The following is a 21,358-nucleotide window of genomic DNA, read 5'->3' on the forward strand; positions in this document are numbered from 1 at the left end:
TGGTGGGTCTGAGTAGACTTGAACTACCGACCTCACCCTTATCAGGGGTGCGCTCTAACCAACTGAGCTACAGACCCGTATCTTATTTACACTAAAATCTATTATCTACAAACACTCTATCAATTTATCTGAATTAGCAATTAAGCTCTATTCTTATTATTCTTTTCGTATTTCCTTTAAGGAGGTGATCCAGCCGCAGGTTCCCCTACGGCTACCTTGTTACGACTTCACCCTAGTCATGAATCACTCCGTGGTAAACGCCCATTCGTTAAGCTATCTACTTCTGGAGCAACCCACTCCCATGGTGTGACGGGCGGTGTGTACAAGACCCGGGAACGTATTCACCGCGACATTCTGATTCGCGATTACTAGCGATTCCGACTTCATGCTCTCGAGTTGCAGAGAACAATCCGGACTAAGAGTACCTTTCTGAGTTTCGCTCCACCTCGCGGTTTGGCAGCCCTCTGTAATACCCATTGTAGCACGTGTGTAGCCCTGGTCGTAAGGGCCATGATGACTTGACGTCGTCCCCACCTTCCTCCGCCTTGTCAGCGGCAGTCTCAATAGAGTACCCAACTTAATGATGGTAACTATCAATAGGGGTTGCGCTCGTTGCGGGACTTAACCCAACATTTCACAACACGAGCTGACGACAGCCGTGCAGCACCTGTCACACAGTTCCCGAAGGCACCAATTCATCTCTGAAAAGTTCTGTGGATGTCAAGACCAGGTAAGGTTCTTCGCGTTGCATCGAATTAAACCACATGCTCCACCGCTTGTGCGGGTCCCCGTCAATTCCTTTGAGTTTTAGCCTTGCGGCCGTAGTCCCCAGGCGGAGTACTTATCGCGTTAGCTACGCCACTAGGCCCTTTACACCGAACCTAACAGCTAGTACTCATCGTTTACAGCGTGGACTACCAGGGTATCTAATCCTGTTTGATCCCCACGCTTTCGTCCCTCAGTGTCAGTATTAGTCCAGAATGTTGCCTTCGCCATCGGTGTTCCTTCTGATCTCTACGCATTTCACCGCTACACCAGAAATTCCCCATTCCTCTACCATACTCTAGTTTGACAGTATCAAATGCAGTTCCAAGGTTGAGCCCTGGGCTTTCACATCTGACTTATCAAACCACCTACAGACCCTTTACGCCCAGTAATTCCGATTAACGCTTGCACCCCCCGTATTACCGCGGCTGCTGGCACGGAGTTAGCCGGTGCTTATTCTTCAGGTAACGTCAATTCCATTAGCTATTAACTAACAGACCTTCCTCCCTAACTAAAGTGCTTTACAACCCTAAGGCCTTCTTCACACACATGGTATTGCTGGATCAGAGTTTCCTCCATTGTCCAATATTCCCCACTGCTGCCTCCCGTAGGAGTTTGGGCCGTGTCTCAGTCCCAATGTGGCTGATCATCCTCTCAAATCAGCTATGGATCGTCGCCTTGGTAGGCCCTTACCCTACCAACTAGCTAATCCAACGCAGGCTCATCCATTCGCGACAGCAACAAGTTGCCACCTTTAATCCTCAGATATTATGCGGTATTAACAGTCGTTTCCAACTGGTATCCCCCTCAAATGGGTAAATTCCTACGCGTTACTCACCCGTCCGCCACTCGTCAGCATCCGAAGACCTGCTACCGTTCGACTTGCATGTGTTAAGCATACCACCAGCGTTCAATCTGAGCCAGGATCAAACTCTTCAGTTTAATCTATTTCTTGACTCAATTACTAAACTCAAATTTATCAACAAAGTGTTTGTATATAATATATCTCTTAAATATCTTCCAGGCCTAAACCCTCTCTACCGCTAACATCACCCGTCAGCCAGTGAAGACATATAATACACACCTCCCTCTCTCAACGCAAGAGCTTTTTCTAAAATTTTTAAAGTTTTTTACGGTTTTTTAGGCAAACATATTTGTTTATGAAAAAATTCATTTGCAACTCAGAAAAATTTTTTTAAACTTAATAAATTAGGTGGTATAAAATTCAACCCGCATACAACCTTTTCTTTAAATTTAATATCGCTAGCTTTGTAGTCTGAAAGTTTACAATTAGTTGAAAGAGAGTTACAAATGTAGTTTATTAGTGAACGAGTCTATTTAATTAATAGCCTTTACTACTTAAACTCTGCACAATAGTGAAATTCTCTGCCACTGACATCCCATTATATGAGAATGATACAGTTATAGAATGTGATCCAGCTGCACAATTATAAACATATACATACTGACTTGTACCACCGCTAATGCTTACAACGCCACTACTTCCAATAATTCCAGTATCTGCATTTTGTATTGAGCAAGTGTTTATGTCACCAGTAACTTCATAATTGACATCCGTTCCATCTATTAGACTTGAGCCGATTAACCAAATTAATGGATCGCCCGGCCAATCATTTATGTCAGAATTAATTTGCCCCAGAGTATCGTTATTTCTATTTACACACTCTGTGCACCCCACTAACAGGGTTATTCCAGTCAAAACAGTTAAACTTAAAATTTTTTTATTCATACATTATTATCCTCATGCCTTATGTGTAATGAAACTAAAATAAAGCGTAAGTTTAACTAGTCAATTGTCAATATGATCGTATTAAAAATCAAGATTTAAATGTACTTTTAAAGAATAATTTTTTATCACCATTGTTTATGGTGGGTGCTGAGGGGTTCGAACCCCCGACCCTCGCCTTGTAAGGGCGATGCTCTCCCAGCTGAGCTAAGCACCCGATATGAAATCGAAATGGCGGAGAGGACGGGATTCGAACCCGTGATAGGGTTTAAAGCCTATACTCCCTTAGCAGGGGAGCGCCTTCAGCCTCTCGGCCACCTCTCCTAAACCATGTGAATGGTTATTATATATAGATATAATATGGTGTCAAGTAAAACGTTATAGATATTTGGCTTTAATTTTCATAAACAAGAAAAAAAGTAATCTGTAATACAATGACCTTTCTAATCTTTTCTGTACTATATTACCAAACTTTCTAGACGTATATACTTTTGCCATATAAATTAACTATCAAGTGGCGTGACTCCTTCTGTATGATCAAGATGGATCAAAGCATCAAACTGGTAGGGTAAGCGTGAGAAGTAATAATGACTCATACGCTCTGTTTCAGGACTGTAAATAACCCCTATCGCTCGCTGTAACAAAGGCAATTTAAGCAAATGTGTTAGGTGAGTTTCTTCACGTAAGTTTAACAAAAATTTTTTTTCATCAAGTTGATGGAAAAACCATTCGTAGCTACCTTTTAGGGGAGAATTAATAGTTTTAGCCTCTGCTTTTGCTCCCCATCCACTAGCTGCTGTAACCATACCAGTAGCAGTAGAGAAACCTAATAAAAAACTATTTGTATTAAAACGCTCTCTGACTAGCTGACCTAAATTTATCTCTCCATGCTCAGACATTTCTGTTGCCCGGGCGTCGCCTATATGTGAATTATGTGCCCACACAATTATTTTGGCAGGCTTACTAGTTAATGTTTCTATATGCGATATAATGTTTTGCAAAGTATCTGCCATATGTTGGTCGCGAATATTCCAAGTACTAGCTTGAGACTCAAACATAGTTCTATAATAATATTCTGCATTTTTAACAACTCGAGCATTTTGTGTCATATAGAATTGCTGCTCCTTAAAGTCAAGAGTAGTATCTATGTTTAAGTTTTGGTAAGCACTACGATAAGTTTCCAATAGCTGAATAGTAACTTCATCTAAACAAGCTTTTCTCAAATGTTTTTCAACTGCATAACCATAAAATTGAGGATCCATCTGTACCTGGCCAAAACAAGCATAACGTTTAGCTGCCATCTCTGCAGCCTCTGGATCGTACTGTTGTAAATAATTAATAATTGCTCGTGTAGCTTCATTTAAACAATATAAATCTAAGCCATAGATACCAACTTTATCTTCTTTATTTTCATAGTTATCATTAAATTGCCTAAGTTGCTCAATAAATTTTAACATATCAGTGTTACACCACATCCATTTCGGAAAACGATCAAAAGCCTTTAATGCCTCTTGTGCTTTATTTAACTTACTTAAGCTTTTACAATAACAATGAAGAGGGTATACACTAGTCCAATCTCCTTCAATTGCTATTGCTTTAAATCCTTTTTCTCGGATAAGATATTTGCTTAATTCCATACGCGTTTGATAAAATTCTGATGTCCCATGAGTAGCTTCACCCATAAGCACAATACGGGCATCTCCAATCAGCTTAGCAAGATCTTGATAAGAGGGTTGTTCTTTTATATCAAAAGCAATAATTTCTTCATTTAGTAGCTTAATAAGTTTGTCGGAAATAACTTTAGATTGTGTACTCATAACTTTCCTCCAGCTAATTTTTTTGGTGAATTTTGAAGTAATCGTAACACTTCTTCATCTGTTGTTTGTTGAAAATTATGATACCACTGCCCTACACCATAAAAAGGTTCAGGAGTTGCTAAGCAAACAATTTCATCTACTAATAATGAAAGTTTTTGGATGCTGTCAGAACTTGCTACAGGTGCAGCAAGAACTATTTTTTTTGGCTTTAAAGTTTTTAAAGCTTGAATAGCTGCCTTAAGTGTGTTGCCTGTAGCTATACCATCATCAACTAAGATAATAACCTTATCTTTTAAGGGTGGTAACTTTTTATTTTGTCGATACTTATATAAACGCCGTTCTAATTCTTGTTTTTCTTTTTGTAATACCCTGTGGATTTGCTCCTTAGGGATATTTAACTGCTGGATTAAACTATGATCAAGGGTACAGATATTCTCTTCAGAGATAGCTCCCATAGCAAATTCCTCATGACCCGGAACTCCAAGCTTCCTTACAAGGAAAACTGTCATTGGAGTTTGTAATGTATTAGCAATTTCAAAAGCAACTGGCACACCACCACGTGGTAATGCCAAAACTAAAACATTTTCTTTACCTTTATAAGTTGTTAGCTTCTCAGCTAAACGTTGACCAGCATCAGTACGATCTTTAAAAAGGCTCATGAATTATAGCCTCGATAGTTTCATTTAATTTATGCTCTGGCAACGGGATATAATCTTTTTCGATTACTTTTACCACCAAAGATTTTAATATGGGAGTAGAAAATTGTCTTAATAGACCATAAAAATAAGGTTCCGCACATAAAATCACCTGCTTGTAATGCTTTTTATCCACAACTTCTTTAATAAACTCTGCCACCACTTTTGCAAAATGCATATGCTCTTGCTTATGAGGGTCAGATGCTGGAATAAATTTTCTGGAATGATAATTACCAGGACTATCGCTAGTTAACTGTTGTGCTTTTAGCCTACTCTGAGGATGTTCTAAATCCTCAATATGTAAGTATTTAAACCCATTTACATCATAGGCTTTTGCTTTAATAGTGTTAGTGACTAAAAGCAAAGTTGGTTTTTTCATATCACTTCTCCTTTATTACAAACTCTAAATTAAGAAGATAAAAAACGCATAAACCATCCAGTTGTAAGGCTAGTCATTTTCTCCAAGGTGCCTGGCTCTTCAAATAAGTGAGTTGCTCCAGGAACAATTTCCAAACTTTTGGTACAATTTAAAGCTAGATAAGCTTGATTATTTAACATTATAACCTCCGTATCGTTTCCCCCGACTATTAATAGTGTTGGTGCTTTAACCCGAGTAAGCTCTGGCATAGCCAGGTCTGGTCGACCACCACGCGAGACAATAGCTTTAATTTGTTTCTCTTGCCTAATAGCACATTTTAAAGCTGCAGCTGCACCTGTGCTAGAACCAAATAGACCAATTGGCAAGTGTTGTGTACTAGAATTAATAGTAAGCCAATCAACTATACCAATCAAACGCTCTGTTAGTTTTTCAATATCAAATCTATTCTTATATATTTGATCTTCTTCTTCGGTTAAAAGATCAACTAATAATGTTGCAAAAGCACTTTGCTGTAACACACTTGCCACAAATTGATTACGAGGTGACAAGCGACCACTACCGCTGCCATGAGAAAACAAGATAAGTCCCAATGCTTTTTCCGGAAGCGTAAGTATGCCTTTTAATCGCTCCCCAGAAATTGGGAGATTTACTTTTTTTGCATCACTACACCTCCTTAACGAATCATCCTTAAAAATTACTTAATGCTAACTTCTAACTTAAAGTTAGGTATAGCTACATCATAAAAAGTATAATCCTCTTACTTTTGTTTACCTTGATTTTAGTCAAGTGTAATAAATGACTTTACTTCTGTAAGTAAATATATCTTCCAAAAATTTATCTAAACAAAATAGGTAAAAATCTTTATAATAGCTATAATCTAACAAGTCAATATCAAAATAATAATGCGGAAAATACTAGTTACCAACGCCTTACCTTATGCTAATGGTGATTTACACTTAGGTCACATGCTTGGCTATATACAATCAGACATTTGGGTTAGGTTCCAAAAATTACAAGGTAATAAATGTGTCTTTGTCTGTGGTAGTGATACTCATGGTACACCGATAATGTTAAAAGCTAAGAGCCTAGGTATTTCTCCTGAAGAATTGGTTAAAAGTTTTTCAGAAAGACACTTAAAAGATTTTACAGATTTTGAAGTTGAGTTTGATAATTATCATTCTACCCATAATAAACTAAATAAAGAAATCGTTGAAGAGATATACAATAAATTAAAAACAAAAGGCTTAATTTCAACAAAAGAAATTAATCAAGCATATGATGTGCAAGCTAAAATGTTTCTGCCTGATAGGTTTGTAAAAGGCACATGCCCAAAGTGTAAAGCTGAAGATCAATATGGAGATAGCTGTGAAGTCTGTGGAGCAACCTACGATCCTACTGATTTAATAACCCCAAAATCTGTAGTTTCTGGTAAAGCTCCTATTCAAAAAAAATCTGAGCACTTTTTCTTTGACTTACCAGCTTTAGAAAAAGATATAGAAACTTGGATAAGCACAAACCAACAGTTACAGCCAGAAGTCGCTAATAAGTTAAAAGAATGGTTTGAGCAAGGTCTACAAAGTTGGGACATATCACGCGATGCTCCATACTTTGGTTTTGCAATACCTGACACAAATGAACAGAAATATTTTTACGTTTGGCTAGATGCTCCTATGGGCTATATAGCTAGCTTTAAAGACTTTTGTAATAAAACTGGTATAGATTTCGACCAATTTTGGGGCAATGATAATCAAAGCGAACTTTACCATTTTATAGGAAAAGATATTATATATTTTCATGCTTTATTCTGGCCAGCTATCTTAGCTTCTACAGGATACAAAACACCAACTAGTGTTTTTGCAAATGGATTTTTGACTATAAATGGTAAGAAAATGTCAAAATCACGCGGTACTTTTATCCAAGCAAGAACATACCTTGATAATCTAGAGCCAAGCTATCTAAGATATTATTTCGCGTCTAGACTAACCTCTAAAATAGATGATATTGATTTAAATCTAGAGGAATTTGTTACTAAATCAAACTCTGATATAGTCGGAAAAGTTGTAAATATTGCTAGTCGTTGTGCAGGATTTATATACAAAATTTTTGATGCTACTTTATCAACTGAAACTTATGACACAAATCTAGAGAAAGAGTTTACTGATAGCCATAATTCTATTACGCAGGCATTTGAAAAAAGAGAGTTTGCAACTGCTGTTAGGCTAATAATGGCATTAGCAGATAAAGCAAACCAATTTATAGACTTTCATAAACCTTGGCAACTAGCTAAAGAAGCAGAACATGAAAAGAAAGTTCATCAAGTATGCTCCCAAGGTATTAATATGTTTAAGATTTTAGTTTCTTATCTTAAACCAATTGTTCCTAGCATAGCTGAAAAAGCTGAAATATTTTTAAATATTAAAGTTAACAACTGGAATGACGCACCAAATTTTTTAAAAAATCATAAAATAAACAAATTTAAGCCTCTCGCTACTCGTATAGAAAAAGAAAGGGTTGATAAAATTTTGGAAGATACAAAAATGATACTCGAAAAAGAACAAGCTCAGCATCCTCAGGATAAGCAACAAGATCAAAAAGTGGATATAGCTACAGAATGTACTTTTGACGATTTCATGAAAGTAGATTTACGTGTTGCAAAAATCATTGAAGCCTCACATGTTGAAGGAGCTGATAAACTCCTTAAGTTAATTTTAGATTTAGGTGGTGTTACTAAGCAAGTATTTGCTGGTATAAAATCAGCATATAATCCTGAGGACTTAGTAGGTAAACATACTGTTATGGTTGCAAACCTAGCCCCAAGAAAAATGAAATTTGGTGTTTCTGAAGGAATGGTTTTAGCTGCTGGAGATGGTAAAGGTCTATATATACTAGAACCTCATGAGGGCGCTAAACCTGGCATGAGAGTAAAATAAATATGGCCAAAAAAACTTTTTATATTTTTGTCGTTTTTGTACTTTTTCTAGGCGCCTTAATAAATTACCTTGATCGCTCAACATTAAGTATTGCCAACACCTCAATCGCTACTGATTTCAATATAAGCCCCTCCGGCATGGGATTATTACTATCTGCTTTCATGTGGTCTTATGCTTTATCAAGTCTTCCAGCTGGATACTTAATTGACTATTTTGGCATTAAACGTATTGCTATATTAAGTATGGTAGCATGGGCAGGAGTATGTATTCTAAGTGGTTTAGCTGTTGGTTTCTATTCGGTTCTTGTAATGAGAATCTTATTAGGAATAGCTGAAGCACCTTTATTCATAATTGCAACAAAAATTATCCAACAAAATTTCTCAGTTGCTAAAAGAGGTTTTGTATATTCAATAGTTGCTCTCGGTCCAAGACTTGCAAATGTTATAGCTCCAATATTTTTAGTTAGCTTAATGCTTTTAGTTAGTTGGCGAGGCATGTTTATCTTACTTGGAGTTGTCGGCTTAACCACAACTCTTATCTGGGCTAAATTACAAAATCATAGTTACTTTGCCCACAATAATGATGGCTTAAAACCAAAACCGCTGACAAAAAAACAATTCAAAGCCATAATAACCAATCATAATGTAATATTTTTATGTATCGGTAATATCTGTAGCACTTATACTTATTGGTTATTTATAACATGGTTGCCATTTTATTTTATTGAAACAAAGAACCTTAGCCTATCACAAATGGGGCTTGCAACATCTTTATCATTTTTATCGTCGCTTATATCTGTCGTACTAGGTGGTATAGTTTCTGATTACCTTATAAAACGAGGTGTTTCAGCTATTGCTTCACGTCTAACTCCTATCATCTTTGGTTGTCTAATAGCTGGTGTAGCAATAATAGTAATCCCTATTTTAGACAATATCTTAAGTATAATTTTTTTTATAAGCATTAGTATCTTTTGTCTAGGACTTAGAATATCACCAACATGGGCAATAATTGCTGACATAGCCCCACCTAAATTAATAGGAATAGTTGGTGGTATACAAAATCTAGCTAATTTTATTGGCGCTGGATTAGCCCCTCTAACAACTGGTTTTATTTTGCAGGAAACAGGAAATAATTTTAGCATCGTTTTTATTGCTGGAAGTATTATTTGTATTTTAGGCTCCTTGAGCTACTTATTTATAAATACTGAAAAAATAATTAGTCATCAAATTATCCAATAAGCTTTCCTAACCTTCAGAGCAAACTTACCACCCTAATCTAATATGCTCGAATTAACTACTATTTTATTCATTTGTAAAACCTTCGACACTTCCTGCACCTTCACGCAAAACAGTATAAGGCAATTCTAGCATCTCAATTACAGTAGTTGACTCATAACCACAGTAGTCAGATTCTACTATTAAATCTATATTATTCATGATTTCATTGTCAATATTACTACAGTCAGTTATAACATGACCCTGAGTCGGTAAAATAAAAGAACTAACTACCAAAGGCTCTCCTATCTCTGCACTTATAGCTTGAGGAACATAATGATCACTTACTCTTATACCCACAGTGTTCTTAGATTTAGTAACAAGTAAAGAAGATACCCTTTTAGTAGCATTTAGTATAAATGTATATGGACCTGGAGTATACCTTTTTAGTAATCTATAAGCGTTGTTATCAACTTTAGCATATTCTGAAATTTCAGAAAGATCTTTACACAAAAGTGTAAAATTATGGCTACTATCTAAATTTCTTATTTTCCTAATTTTATCTATAGCTTTTTTTGATTTCATTTTACAAGCTAAAGCATATCCTGAGTCGGTTGGAATGGCTACAACACCTTCTTTATCTAATACTTGTTTTATTTCTTGTAGTGCTAAAGTGTTGTTACCGTAACTATATAATTCTATTAATCTCTTCATAATCTTCTTAACAAAGGTTATACTTTTATGATAATTATACAACACTTATTAAATTTAGCCTAAATTATGAATAAAATGCTTAATGATCTATTGCCTGCAATCGTTTTTTTTGCGATTTATAAAGTCTATGATATTTTTTATGCAACTGCTGCTTTAATTATCGTTACTATAGCACAAGTTATATGGGAGTACATAGCTCATCGTAGAATTGCCAAGATGCAAATTTTAATTACTGTATTGGTAATAATATTTGGTGGTGCCACTTTATATTTCCATAACGAGGAGTTTATCAAATGGAAGGTTAGTATAGTAAACTGGCTAATAGGTATTGGATTAATAATAACAACCTACGTTATGCAAGAAACTCCCATGGAAAAGCTTCTTAAAGAAGCTGTTAATCTTAATTCACACAAATGGAAAGTAATTAATAATATGTGGGGGGCATACTTTGTAATTCTTGGGACGATTAATCTTTTTGTAGCGTATTTTTTCTCTACAAATATATGGATGAATTTTAAACTTTTTGGGCTTTTAGGTATTACTTTTATATTTATGGTAATCCAATCATTATATTTATCCAGAAATATGAAAAAATAAATTAGATTTTTAATTGCAAACTACATGTTACAAAATATATAATTTACATCTACCTAGATAGTTCTAAAATATATAAAAAATAATTAAATTAAGCTTTTGCAAAACAATGAAAGACAATTATAAAAAATACCCAAAAAAAATTCTCTTTTTTAATAAACTAGTCAGCTATTTACTTTTAACTACAATATTAGCTATTTTTAGCTTTCTTGAGCTAGTAGTAATGATATTAATATTTTTGATCTTTATGAGCTTCTATGTGGCTATAATTATTTTGGGCGCTGTATACTTAGCTATTACAAGTGTATTTAAAATAAAGAAGAACATAAAAGATAAAAAAGCTACTTAATCTTTTTTAACCAAGTTTGCAGCATAAGCTCTAGCTCCTATCAATCCAACGTCTGTATTCATTATTATGTGGATTGGAAAATCTTTCATCATTGCTGACATTCTCCCTTTATCTCTAAATTTTTCCAAAAATTTGCTTTCTTTAATCTGATCAATAAGTCTTGGTGCAATACCTCCGGCAATATATAAACCCCTAAATGGTAAGCTTGTTAAAGCTAGATTACCTGCAATTGATCCATAAATACTCAAAAATATATCTACAGCTCTTGAAGCAGATGGTTCTTTATGTTCTATAGCATACTTAACTATTATTGCTGCTTTATCTGAATCTGAAACTTTAAATAGGTCTCTACGTAAACTGGTACATTCTGGTTGATTATATAATGGGTTTCTAACTACATATTTATAAATATTATAAATACCATAACCACTACAAAACCTTTCCGGAGAAACTCTGTGTAAAGTCTTACGCATAAATTTAAATAATTCAACCTGCTCATCATCAACTGGAGGGAAATCAACATGCCCTCCTTCAGTTTTGTAAACTCTAGGCTTATGGTTTTCATCATAACTCACCAAACACATTCCAAGCCCAGTTCCTGCACCAATAACTGCACAAAGGCTATTATCATCTTTTTTACCTTCTTGAACAGTGATAATATCCTTTTGTCGGTCTAATCTTTCAATACCATAGCCAATGGCTTCAAAATCATTTATCACTTTGACTTTACTTTTATCAATACCTAAACCCTCAGCAACGTATTGCTCTGAAACCATCCATGGCAAATTTGTAATTTCGACCTCTCCATCTACCACAAAACCAGCAACAGCTAAGCAGACTGAATCAATTTTTCCAGCCAAATCAATTGCAGATAAAAAAATATCAATAACATCAGATAGACAATTAAAATCTGCTCCTTTGTATTTTCTTACAGCTATACTTTGAGTTTTACCACTTTCCAACTGAGAAACTTCTAATCTAGTATTAGTTCCTCCTATATCTCCAGATAATATATACATAAACCCTATTTCCCTTATTTACTATCTTGCCAGTACAAATATATGATATTCTGCTATAATTAGACAATAACTAATATATCATAAATCTTAGTCTAAATGTCTAAAGAAAATAAAACCACAGATTTTGGCTTTACAGAAGTACCATGGGAAGAAAAACAAAAAAAAGTTGCTGGAGTTTTTCACTCAGTTGCAGCTAAATATGACCTCATGAACGACTTAATGTCTTTTGGAATCCATCGAATATGGAAAAAGCAAACAATCTCAAAAGCTGGTATTCGTAAAGGAGATAGAGTTCTAGATTTAGCAGGCGGTACAGGAGATTTAGCTTATAAGTTTTGTCAACTAGTAGGTTCTCAAGGTAAAGTTGTTCTTAGCGACATTAACTCCTCTATGTTAGAAGTTGGTAAAGAAAAACTAACTAATAAAGGTTGTGTTGGAAATATTGAATATGTACAAGCAAATGCTGAATGCTTACCATTTCCAGATAACTTTTTTGATTGCATAACTATATCTTTTGGTTTAAGGAACGTTACAGACAAAGATAAGGCTTTAGCTTCTATGTGTAGAGTTTTAAAGCCAAGTGGTAGATTACTAGTTTTAGAATTTTCTAAACCTATAATACCTATGCTTGCTAAAGTTTATGATGAATACTCTTTTAAAGCATTACCTTTTTTAGGAAAAATTATTACACAAGATGCTGATAGCTATAAATATCTAGCAGAATCAATACGCAAGCATCCTGACCAAGAAACTTTAAAACAAATGATGTTAGCTGCTGGGTTTGATAGTGTTGAATACCAGAATATGACTGGTGGAATAGTCGCTTTACACACTGGATATAAATACTAAGAATGATAGAAACCATTAACAAAGCTTTAAATTTAATAACCAAACTTGACCCACAAGCTAATCACTTACTATTGCCTTTAGAGAATAAGTCTCTAACTATACACCTTTGTGATATAGACTACACAATTTCTATAAATGTAAAAAATCAAAATTTATACGCTACAAATTCTAGTTCCAAGAATGTTTTAAGTGGTAAAGTAGCATATGTTATAGAGTTAGTATTTAATAAAAACTTGCAAGAACTGTTAATAGCTGAAAAACTAGATTACAAAGGCAGCTTAAAAGAGCTTAATGAATTTAATTATTTTTTTAATGCTCTTGATATTGATATAATCTACAAGATTTCACAACTCACAAACCCAAGTTTTGCTAATCTAGTTGCAAAACCATTTAACAAAGCTAAAGAATATTTACAAATATCTCGTCAAGAAACTATCATTGATATAAAAGATTACTTAACTGAAGAAAAACAGTTACTAATTTCACAAAATGAAATAAATATCTTCTATCGTGAGATTCAAGAGTTAAAGCAATCGGTTGATAGAATAGATTTGAAACTAAAGTTATTACAAGGTTTGTATAATGATTAAAAAATTTTTCAGACTTATTTATATTTTTTATATCGTCAATAAATACTGCTTATTTAATGAACCAGTACGAGCTACAAATCTAAAATCTTTAAGGGCTATACTTTTTCTAAATCCTTTCTACTATTCAAGAAGAGTTAGAAAACTAGACCATGGTGTACGCATACGTGAAGCTTTAGAAAAGCTAGGGCCTATATTTATTAAATTTGGGCAAGCTTTATCTATTAGAGCTGACTTACTACCTCCAGAAGTAATAAAAGAAGTGGCAAAGCTACAAGATGATGTACCTCCCTTTGATAGTAAACTTGCAATGCAACAAATTGAAAAAGCAACTAAACAAACTATTAAAGACATATTTAGTGAGTTTAACGAATCTCCACTAGCTTCTGCATCAGTAGCGCAAGTACATAGTGCCACTCTTCATAGTGGTGAAAAAGTTGTAGTTAAAGTTCTGCGTCCAAACATTGAGAAAATCCTTAAACTTGATACTTCTTTGATGCTAATTTTTGCTAAAGGACTTCGACTACTAAAAGAAATAAGAAGATTTAAACCTGTTGAAATTGTTAGTGAAATTAACCAAAGTTTTTTCGATGAGCTAGATCTTGTAAGAGAAGCTGCAAATGCTTCTCAATTACGTAGAAATTTTGAAAATAGTCCTATACATTACGTCCCTAAAATTTACTGGGAATATACTAGCTCTACTGTAATGGTGATGGAAAAGGTTAGTGGTGTTAGCGTTTCAGACATAGAAACTTTAGACTCCCTAGGAGTTGATCGACGTTTACTAGCAAAAAGAGGTGTAGAGATTTTCTACTCTCAAGTTTTTGATGACTGTTTTTTTCATGCTGATATGCATCCTGGAAACATGTTTATAGATGTAACAAACCCGGCCGACCCTAAATACATATCTATAGATTTTGGTATTGTTGGTACCCTAAATAGAGAAGACCAACGCTATTTAGCTGGAAATTTTTTAGCTTTCTTTAAGCGTGATTACAGAAAAGTTGCTGAATTGCATATTGAATCTGGCTGGGTACCAGCTAATACGCGTGTTGATGTACTAGAATCAGCAATTCGGACAGTTTGTGAACCTATATTTGAAAGACCTATGAAAGAAATTTCTCTTGGTTATACTTTAATGCAACTATTTAACGTCGCAAGAAGATTTGAGATGAATATCCAACCTCAACTAACTTTGCTACAAAAAACTTTATTCCATGTTGAAGGACTAGGGCAAAAATTATGCCCTGAATTAAATATTTGGGAAACCTCTCGCCCTATTTTAGAAAAATGGATGAAAGAGCAGATGGGACTTAGAGGCTTTTACCATCGTTCTATAGAAAATATGCCTAGAGTTAGTGACAAACTTCCAGAGTTACCACGTATAGTTTTTGATATCTTGCAACAAACTCAAGCTAATCTAAAAAAAGAAAAACATGTATCTTACATAAAAATTCCACGAAAAAAACCTAGAAAATGGCCTTTAGTTTTAGGGCTTGGGTTGACAGGCTTAGGTATGTGGTATGGTTTATATGCTGATCCCACTCCTTTAGTAAAACTACAAGAATTTATAGAAACCCATCACAATGGATTTATTGCTACAGGAGTAGTTTTTTTAATTTACTATATTTTAAAGAAGGAGAAATAAAAAATGTCTGACTGTATCTTCTGTAAAATTATCACAGGTGAAATTCCATGCAACAAAGTTTATGAAGATGATAGTTTTTTAGCTTTTCATGATATCAATCCTGCGGCAGATATACATGTGTTAGTCATACCTAAAAAACACATAGCTAGCTTAAACGAGTTATCTACACAAGACCAAAAGCTTATGGGTGAATTTATGTTAATCATCCCAAAAATCGCTAAGCATTTAGGGCTAAAAGGTTTTAAAACGGTTATAAATACTGGTAAAGAAGGTGGTCAAATGGTATTTCATTTTCATGCTCATATATTAGGTGGTAAAATACGCATGAAATTACCTGAGTAAAGTAAGAATACTCTACCCTGCTCTTACTAAAGTGATTATAGATATCTTATCAATCTGACTTCCTTTTTTAATCGTTTGAACAAATTCTTTTAAAGTTGATCCTGTTGTTAATACATCATCAAAAACCACTAAGTGCTTTGCTTGTATTGGCTTATTTAGCTTAAAAACTCCTTTTATCTGTTCTATACGATTTTGTTTAGAAGATTTTGATTGAGACTTTGTATACTTAACTCTTTTATAATTTGTAAAAGTTGTTGGGAGATTAGTATATTGTGAGAGTTTATTAGCTAGAAGCTCGGCTTGATTAAAGCCACGATACAAATACCTAAATCTATGGATTGGCACTGCAGCTATAACATCGATATCACCTAACTCCTTATCAATAGAATTTTGCCACCATATAGATATTAATTTATCAAATATTGGTTCTACTAGTAAATCCTTATGAAATTTTAGTTTCTTGAGTAAATACTTAACTTCTGCAGTGTAGTTAAGTAAATAATAGTAATCATACTCCCCACAATCAAGCTCTATGGTTTCTTTGTTAAAATTTAAATGGCTAGCCAAATCATCAGAACAATACTCACAAATAATATCGTCTGAGCTTTGTCTACATAGTAAGCAACTTTGTTTAAGGAGTATTTTTATTATTTTTGGTATAATCACCATATAACTAGCTATCTTTCATAAAAAACTTATGTTTAATTATAACCTTTTTCTAAAGTTACAATCTAGTAAACCTGCTACTAAGGTTCACCAAGAGTCTTTTATAAAAAATGAGATTACTCAAAGGTTATTAAGCAGGCTTGAGTTCATAAAATTAGAACCTAAAGATATTTTGGTCGACGGTTACAGTGATAAACAATATCAAAATATTTTAAGTTTGCGTTTTCCTAAAAGCAAAATACACAAACAACCTAGTCAACGTATTAGATTTGACCTTATTGTCTCAAACTCGACAATCCACTTAACAGATAACATAGCTAATAAACTAGAATATTATTATGAATTGTTAAATGATGATGGCATACTACTGTTTTCAACGTTTGGTGATAAGTCTTTTAGTAGTTTTAACAAAACTTTTGCTGAGACAGATAATCTGAAACATACCAATACCATGATAGACGTATTAACGTGGGGAAATACTCTACAGGCTAGCAAATATAAAACACCTGCAATAGAATCTGATCTTATAACTTTTACATACAAGTCTACAGAAACTCTATTTAATGATATACGTTCTCTAAACGAACCTCTATCTGATACCAAGATGCGAACAACTTTTACTGGTAAAAAACGTTGGCAAAAATTTATAAATAAACTTAGTAAAAATTTACAATTAGAAATAGAAGCCTTATATGGCTATGCTGTACGTAAAGCTAATGATAATAACGTTACTCCTCGACCAACTTCAAACAGAATAAGCTTAGATGATTTAAAAAAACAAATTATTGAATTTAAAAATACTACTAGCAATACATAATTGCCATAGTTGAAATATCACGCCAGTCTTGTGATGTACACATATTTGGCTTTGCTAAAGGTTGGCAGTAAGTTTGCCATGCACCATCACCATATTTCTTCATAATCAAACAATTTTTAAAACGTATTTCTTCATTTTTAAGCAACCCAACTGTAGTTACATCCTCTATACGGTAGCCATCTTCTGATTGGTATTCTGATCTACTACTATTAACATTATCCTCTAAATTAGTTACTTGTGATGTTATTACACTAGTTGTTTTATTACTTTGCTCTGTTTCTTTTTCAAATGTTTCTTTGCCTAATATTTTTTCAGCTCTAGCCATTAGCTGATCATATTCTTGGTTCATATTTTTGCTAAACTGGTCCCATTCTTTTTTAGTGTGTTCAGGTAATTTCCCATTTTTGAGTTTTTCTACACTATTTTTATCAGTTTGTTTAGCTTGCTCACTGTCAGCTACTGTACCAGCCAAACCAATAGTTTGAGACTCTAAATTAGTACTTCCAGCAGTGTCTGCATAAGCAAAATCCAAAGATACGGAAATAATTAAAAGAGTAAGTAATTTATTAATTTTCATATAACATATAAAAAGATTTTGTACGATTAAAAAAAGTATATTAAATATTGTGAATATAAAAAAGCCATTTTGCAATTGTATCATCAAATTACTATCTGTTCTTCATGTAACTCGATATTATAGTGCTTAAATATTTGATCTTTAATAAAGTTAATTAAAGCTAAAATTTCCTGACCAGTAGCTTCACCTTTATTAACAATAATCCCCCCATGTTTCGGGGAAATTTGTGCATCTCCTATAGATTTTCCCTTTAAACCAAGCTCCTGTACCATTACACCCACTGGAATATTAGCCTGAGGTCTTTTAAAAACACTTCCTGCTGTAGGTTTTTGAGGTAAGTTAGCCAGACGCCGAGAATAAATGTCATTTAACTTATTTTTGATCTCTTGCTTAGGTTTTTTTTCAAACTCAAATTCTGCTGACAAAATACACAGGTTACTCTTATCTTTAAACATTGAATACCTATATCCATATTCTATATCTTTTTTTGCATAGTTTATAACCTCTTGTGTAAGAAGATCCAAAACTCTTACACTCTTGACACAAGTATAAATCTCATCACCATAAGCACCAGCATTCATAATAAGTGCCCCACCAATACTAGCTGGAACATCATAAAATGTTTCAATTCCACTTAAACCGGATTTATATGTGGCTATAGCAAGATCTTGTAATAACGCTCCTGACTGCACATTGACTGTGCTTTCTTGAATTGTAAACGAATTAAAATTCTTACAAAAAACTACAAAAGCAACCTCATCACCATAATATTTTTTAGAAAAAATAATATTACTACCATTACCCAAAAAAAATATTTTCTCATGCTTATTGGCTATGGCTAAAACCTCCTCTTCACAACTTGGAAAATAAACATTCCTAGCAAAAGATTTAATTCTATAAGTATTATATTTCTCTAAAGATAAGTAATTTTCTGGCATCGAGTCACCTAAATATCTTGCTCTAGAAGCTCTATTTGCATAAAGTGCGACATATTATCTACAAGATTATCATAGCCTCTAAATATTTGATGGGCATTATTAATAGTAGAAAATTCATCCAGTAAAGAACCTGCCATCAAACACGCCATACCAGCACGTAAATCCTTCACACTCATAACAGCTGCTCTAAGGCTTTCGTAGTCTTTTATTGGATTTATCTTTATAAGATTATTATCAATAGATAAATCAAAACCCATTTTACGAATCTGATAAACGTAATTAATACGCTCTGGATATACCGTATCTTGTATAGTGCTAGGACTGTTTGCTATAAGCAGCATAACAGCATAGATCGGTTGCAAATCTGTAGGGAAATGCGGAAACGGCGCTGCAATTATGTCCACCCCGTTTAAACTACTATCCTTACCAAAAAATTTTATAGTTTTATTTTCTTGGTTATATTCCCAATTTGCTCCAGCATTAGTAAGCTTTTCTAAAGGTTTTTCAATATTGTAGATATCATATGTATTAATATTTGTGATTGTAACGTCCGTTTTATACAAATATGCCATAGCTGCGTAAGTCATAGCTTGGATACGATCAAATATAATCTCAAACTCACATCCTAAAAGTCTAGTTACCCCGTGTATTTTTATTTTTCTACTTCCAATATCAAAATCAATCCTTGCTCCACACTTATTTAGGTATTCTATTAAGGTAACCACTTCTGGTTCTAATGCAACATTTTCTAAAACCACCTCTGAACTACCTATCACCGCATACATCACTAAGTTCATCGTGGCACCAACAGACGGAAAAGGCATCTTAAACTCTGCGTTTTTTTCTTCTTTGTATATGACTTCAATATGCTCATCAGTTAATTTAACTTCTGCTCCTAAAGCTTCTAAGCCACTTAAATGAATATCAAAAGGCCTTTTTTCACTAAAACTACATCCACCTGGAAAGCCAATCTTAACTTTACCCTTTTTCTTTAGCATTGAACCTAAAAGCATCAAAGAACAGCGCGTCTTTGAAGTCATTTCGCCACATAGTTCAAGTGGCTCTATAGTGACACTACTCGTGTCAATACTTACTTCTTCACCTTTTTCGGTAACTTTTGCACCAACGTTTTCTAAAATTTCCTTTGCGCCTTTATAGTCTAAAAGAGTAGTAGGGACATTAGTAAATTTTGTTTTTGTATCTGGAATTAAACTAGCAAAAATAAGGTGTAAAAGAGCATTTTTCGCCCCACTAATATTTATAGTTACATCAGAAGCAATATTATTTAGCTTTCTTACTCTTAGTACTTTCATTATTTATTCTCTTATTTTTTCTATTTGCAAAAGGGTTATCTGACTGTTTAAACTCAAATATTACAGGGGTACCACGAAAATCTAAAGCTTCTCTAAAGAAATTTTCTAAATATTTCTTATAAGACTGTGGTAGTTTGCTAAGCTGGTTTCCATGAATAACTATAACAGGAGGATTATGTCCGCCAACATGAGCATATTTAAGTTTTATTCTAAATTTACCGACCATTGGTGGCGAATGTGCTTCTATCGCTAATTGTAGCAATCTAGTAGTATCGGCTGTAGTTATTTTCTTATTAGCACATTCATAAGCTGTATCTATAGATTCAAACACATGACCAACATTTGTACCATGCAACGCTGAAATAAAATGGATATCTACATAATCTTGTAAGAAAAATAAACGTCTTTTAAGTTCTTTTTTAACGTTTTCTTTAGCTTCATCTGTCATACCATCCCATTTATTAACAGCGATAACTAATGCTCTGCCATTTTTTATAGCAAAATGAATTAAACTTAAATCTTGATCTGAAATACCTTCTTTAGCATCAACTATAGCCACTACAACATTAGAATCCTGAATCGCTTGTAAGGTTTTAACTACTGAGAATTTTTCTAAAGTTTGTTTTATTTTACCTCTTTTACGTACTCCAGCAGTATCAATAATAGTATATTTTTTACCATGTCGCTCAAATGGGACACTTACACTATCAATAGTTGTACCAGGCATATCAAATACAACAACTCTCTCCTCTCCAAGCATTCTATTAGTCAAAGTCGACTTACCAACGTTTGGTCTACCAATTAATGAAAAGTGTATGCCATGGCGAGTTTTTTCTTTATGCTCATCTGTTTGTGTATGATCTTGGTAATACTCTAACAACGGTTTTTTTAAATACTTATCTAAAAGCTTTTGAATATTACGACGGTGTGCTGCAGATATAGCAAATACTTTTTCAAAACCTAATTCATAAAACTCTGCCATTGCAGAATTTTCTTCAACGCCGTCTACTTTATTTACAACTACTACGACTTTTTTATCTTTCTGACGAAGTAAATTAGCAACGTATTCATCACCGCTTGTCAGCCCTGACCTACCATCAACAACAAAAAAAACCAAATTTGCTTCATCTATAGCCATCTCTGCTTGCTTTGCCATAAATTCATCAAAGCCAATATCTTTATCGGAAATTCCTCCAGTATCTACCACCAGATAATCAAGATCATCATACTTTGACTGTCCATATTGACGATCACGAGTAACACCCTCAAAATCGAAAACCAAAGCATCTCGAGAGTTAGTTAATACATTAAACAGAGTAGATTTACCAACGTTTGCTCTACCCACTATAGCTGTTAGAAAAGACATTAAAATATAGCCATTTAGATTATTATATTATT

The 21,358-nt window shown here is 33.9% G+C and carries 20 protein-coding genes, 3 tRNA genes and 1 rRNA gene; 8 read left to right on the forward strand and 16 right to left on the reverse strand.

Features of this window, described 5'->3' with window-relative positions:
• The 9 genes from FRA_RS06255 to FRA_RS06295 form a co-directional block, all read right to left on the reverse strand.
• A tRNA-Ile gene (locus FRA_RS06255) sits at window positions 1-77 on the reverse strand.
• Between the two features lie 100 nt (window positions 78-177).
• Window positions 178-1,707: ribosomal RNA gene (locus FRA_RS06260) — 16S ribosomal RNA — on the reverse strand.
• A gap of 400 nt (window positions 1,708-2,107) precedes the next feature.
• Entirely contained in the window at window positions 2,108-2,515 is a 408-nt protein-coding gene (locus FRA_RS06265; RefSeq protein WP_035719968.1) for a hypothetical protein, read from the reverse strand.
• Window positions 2,516-2,653: 138 nt separating this feature from the next.
• Window positions 2,654-2,729 (reverse strand) — tRNA-Val (locus FRA_RS06270).
• A 15-nt stretch (window positions 2,730-2,744) separates the two neighbouring features.
• Window positions 2,745-2,836: transfer RNA gene (locus FRA_RS06275), tRNA-Ser, on the reverse strand.
• Between the two features lie 179 nt (window positions 2,837-3,015).
• A complete protein-coding gene (locus FRA_RS06280) occupies window positions 3,016-4,329 on the reverse strand; it encodes an erythromycin esterase family protein (protein ID WP_035720009.1) in 1,314 nt (437 codons plus the stop codon).
• Window positions 4,326-4,988, reverse strand: a complete 663-nt coding sequence (locus tag FRA_RS06285) for a phosphoribosyltransferase (protein WP_035720011.1) — start codon at window positions 4,986-4,988, stop codon at window positions 4,326-4,328. The genes FRA_RS06280 and FRA_RS06285 overlap by 4 nt, the downstream gene beginning before the upstream one ends.
• The gene (locus tag FRA_RS06290) at window positions 4,975-5,403 is read right to left on the reverse strand and encodes a host attachment protein (RefSeq protein WP_035720012.1); all 429 of its coding nucleotides are present in this window, start codon (window positions 5,401-5,403) and stop codon (window positions 4,975-4,977) included. Before FRA_RS06290 ends, FRA_RS06285 begins: the two co-directional genes overlap by 14 nt.
• Before the next feature lie 29 nt (window positions 5,404-5,432).
• Complete coding sequence (locus tag FRA_RS06295; protein WP_321174112.1) at window positions 5,433-5,951, reverse strand: dienelactone hydrolase family protein; 519 nt, start codon at window positions 5,949-5,951, stop codon at window positions 5,433-5,435.
• A gap of 354 nt (window positions 5,952-6,305) precedes the next feature.
• Here FRA_RS06295 and metG point away from each other — a divergent pair, with 354 nt between their 5' ends.
• Both metG and FRA_RS06305 read left to right on the forward strand, forming a co-directional pair.
• Entirely contained in the window at window positions 6,306-8,333 is a 2,028-nt protein-coding gene (gene metG / locus FRA_RS06300; RefSeq protein ID WP_035720014.1) for a methionine--tRNA ligase, read from the forward strand.
• Between the two features lie 2 nt (window positions 8,334-8,335).
• Entirely contained in the window at window positions 8,336-9,571 is a 1,236-nt protein-coding gene (locus tag FRA_RS06305; RefSeq protein ID WP_035720016.1) for an MFS transporter, read from the forward strand.
• A gap of 63 nt (window positions 9,572-9,634) precedes the next feature.
• Here the strand turns inward: FRA_RS06305 and FRA_RS06310 are convergent, their stop codons facing one another.
• A complete protein-coding gene (locus tag FRA_RS06310; protein ID WP_035720017.1) occupies window positions 9,635-10,261 on the reverse strand; it encodes an L-threonylcarbamoyladenylate synthase in 627 nt (208 codons plus the stop codon).
• Window positions 10,262-10,327: 66 nt separating this feature from the next.
• Here FRA_RS06310 and FRA_RS06315 point away from each other — a divergent pair, with 66 nt between their 5' ends.
• Window positions 10,328-10,858: a septation protein A gene (locus FRA_RS06315; protein WP_035720019.1), complete on the forward strand. Its 531-nt coding sequence runs from the start codon at window positions 10,328-10,330 to the stop codon at window positions 10,856-10,858.
• 342 nt (window positions 10,859-11,200) lie between these two features.
• On the opposite strand, the gene glk is transcribed toward FRA_RS06315, so the two are convergent.
• Complete coding sequence (glk, locus tag FRA_RS06320) at window positions 11,201-12,223, reverse strand: glucokinase (protein WP_035720023.1); 1,023 nt, start codon at window positions 12,221-12,223, stop codon at window positions 11,201-11,203.
• A gap of 96 nt (window positions 12,224-12,319) precedes the next feature.
• Here glk and ubiE point away from each other — a divergent pair, with 96 nt between their 5' ends.
• From ubiE to FRA_RS06340, 4 genes are read left to right on the forward strand one after another with little or no spacing between them, the layout of a single operon-like run.
• Window positions 12,320-13,072 carry a bifunctional demethylmenaquinone methyltransferase/2-methoxy-6-polyprenyl-1,4-benzoquinol methylase UbiE gene (gene ubiE, locus FRA_RS06325; protein WP_035720025.1) on the forward strand — a complete coding sequence of 251 codons (753 nt, stop codon included), beginning with the start codon at window positions 12,320-12,322 and terminating at the stop codon, window positions 13,070-13,072.
• A gap of 2 nt (window positions 13,073-13,074) precedes the next feature.
• Window positions 13,075-13,662 (forward strand): ubiquinone biosynthesis accessory factor UbiJ, encoded by a 588-nt coding sequence (locus tag FRA_RS06330; RefSeq protein WP_035720026.1) that lies wholly within the window; start codon window positions 13,075-13,077, stop codon window positions 13,660-13,662.
• Complete coding sequence (gene ubiB, locus FRA_RS06335; protein ID WP_035720028.1) at window positions 13,655-15,307, forward strand: ubiquinone biosynthesis regulatory protein kinase UbiB; 1,653 nt, start codon at window positions 13,655-13,657, stop codon at window positions 15,305-15,307. Before FRA_RS06330 ends, ubiB begins: the two co-directional genes overlap by 8 nt.
• A 3-nt stretch (window positions 15,308-15,310) precedes the next feature.
• Complete coding sequence (locus FRA_RS06340) at window positions 15,311-15,649, forward strand: histidine triad nucleotide-binding protein (RefSeq protein WP_035720031.1); 339 nt, start codon at window positions 15,311-15,313, stop codon at window positions 15,647-15,649.
• Between the two features lie 12 nt (window positions 15,650-15,661).
• Here the strand turns inward: FRA_RS06340 and FRA_RS06345 are convergent, their stop codons facing one another.
• Window positions 15,662-16,318 (reverse strand): ComF family protein, encoded by a 657-nt coding sequence (locus FRA_RS06345; protein ID WP_035720033.1) that lies wholly within the window; start codon window positions 16,316-16,318, stop codon window positions 15,662-15,664.
• Between the two features lie 28 nt (window positions 16,319-16,346).
• Between FRA_RS06345 and FRA_RS06350 the strand changes: the two genes are divergently transcribed.
• A complete protein-coding gene (locus FRA_RS06350) occupies window positions 16,347-17,132 on the forward strand; it encodes a methyltransferase domain-containing protein (protein ID WP_035720035.1) in 786 nt (261 codons plus the stop codon).
• On the opposite strand, the gene FRA_RS06355 is transcribed toward FRA_RS06350, so the two are convergent.
• The 4 genes from FRA_RS06355 to der all read right to left on the reverse strand — a co-directional run bounded on the left by FRA_RS06355 (window position 17,119) and on the right by der (window position 21,326).
• On the reverse strand, window positions 17,119-17,709 hold the full coding sequence (locus FRA_RS06355; RefSeq protein ID WP_155960882.1) for a hypothetical protein: 591 nt from the start codon (window positions 17,707-17,709) through the stop codon (window positions 17,119-17,121). The genes FRA_RS06350 and FRA_RS06355 overlap by 14 nt on opposite strands.
• A gap of 83 nt (window positions 17,710-17,792) precedes the next feature.
• Window positions 17,793-18,647 (reverse strand): UDP-N-acetylmuramate dehydrogenase, encoded by an 855-nt coding sequence (gene murB, locus FRA_RS06360; protein WP_035720038.1) that lies wholly within the window; start codon window positions 18,645-18,647, stop codon window positions 17,793-17,795.
• 8 nt (window positions 18,648-18,655) lie between these two features.
• The gene (locus FRA_RS06365; protein ID WP_035720040.1) at window positions 18,656-19,960 is read right to left on the reverse strand and encodes a UDP-N-acetylglucosamine 1-carboxyvinyltransferase; all 1,305 of its coding nucleotides are present in this window, start codon (window positions 19,958-19,960) and stop codon (window positions 18,656-18,658) included.
• Window positions 19,929-21,326 (reverse strand): ribosome biogenesis GTPase Der, encoded by a 1,398-nt coding sequence (der, locus tag FRA_RS06370; RefSeq protein ID WP_035720043.1) that lies wholly within the window; start codon window positions 21,324-21,326, stop codon window positions 19,929-19,931. Before der ends, FRA_RS06365 begins: the two co-directional genes overlap by 32 nt.
• Window positions 21,327-21,358 lie beyond the last annotated feature (32 nt).

Source organism: Allofrancisella heilbronnii (assembly GCF_000710735.2).
GTDB classification, from domain to species: Bacteria; Pseudomonadota; Gammaproteobacteria; order Francisellales; family Francisellaceae; genus Francisella; species Francisella frigidaquae.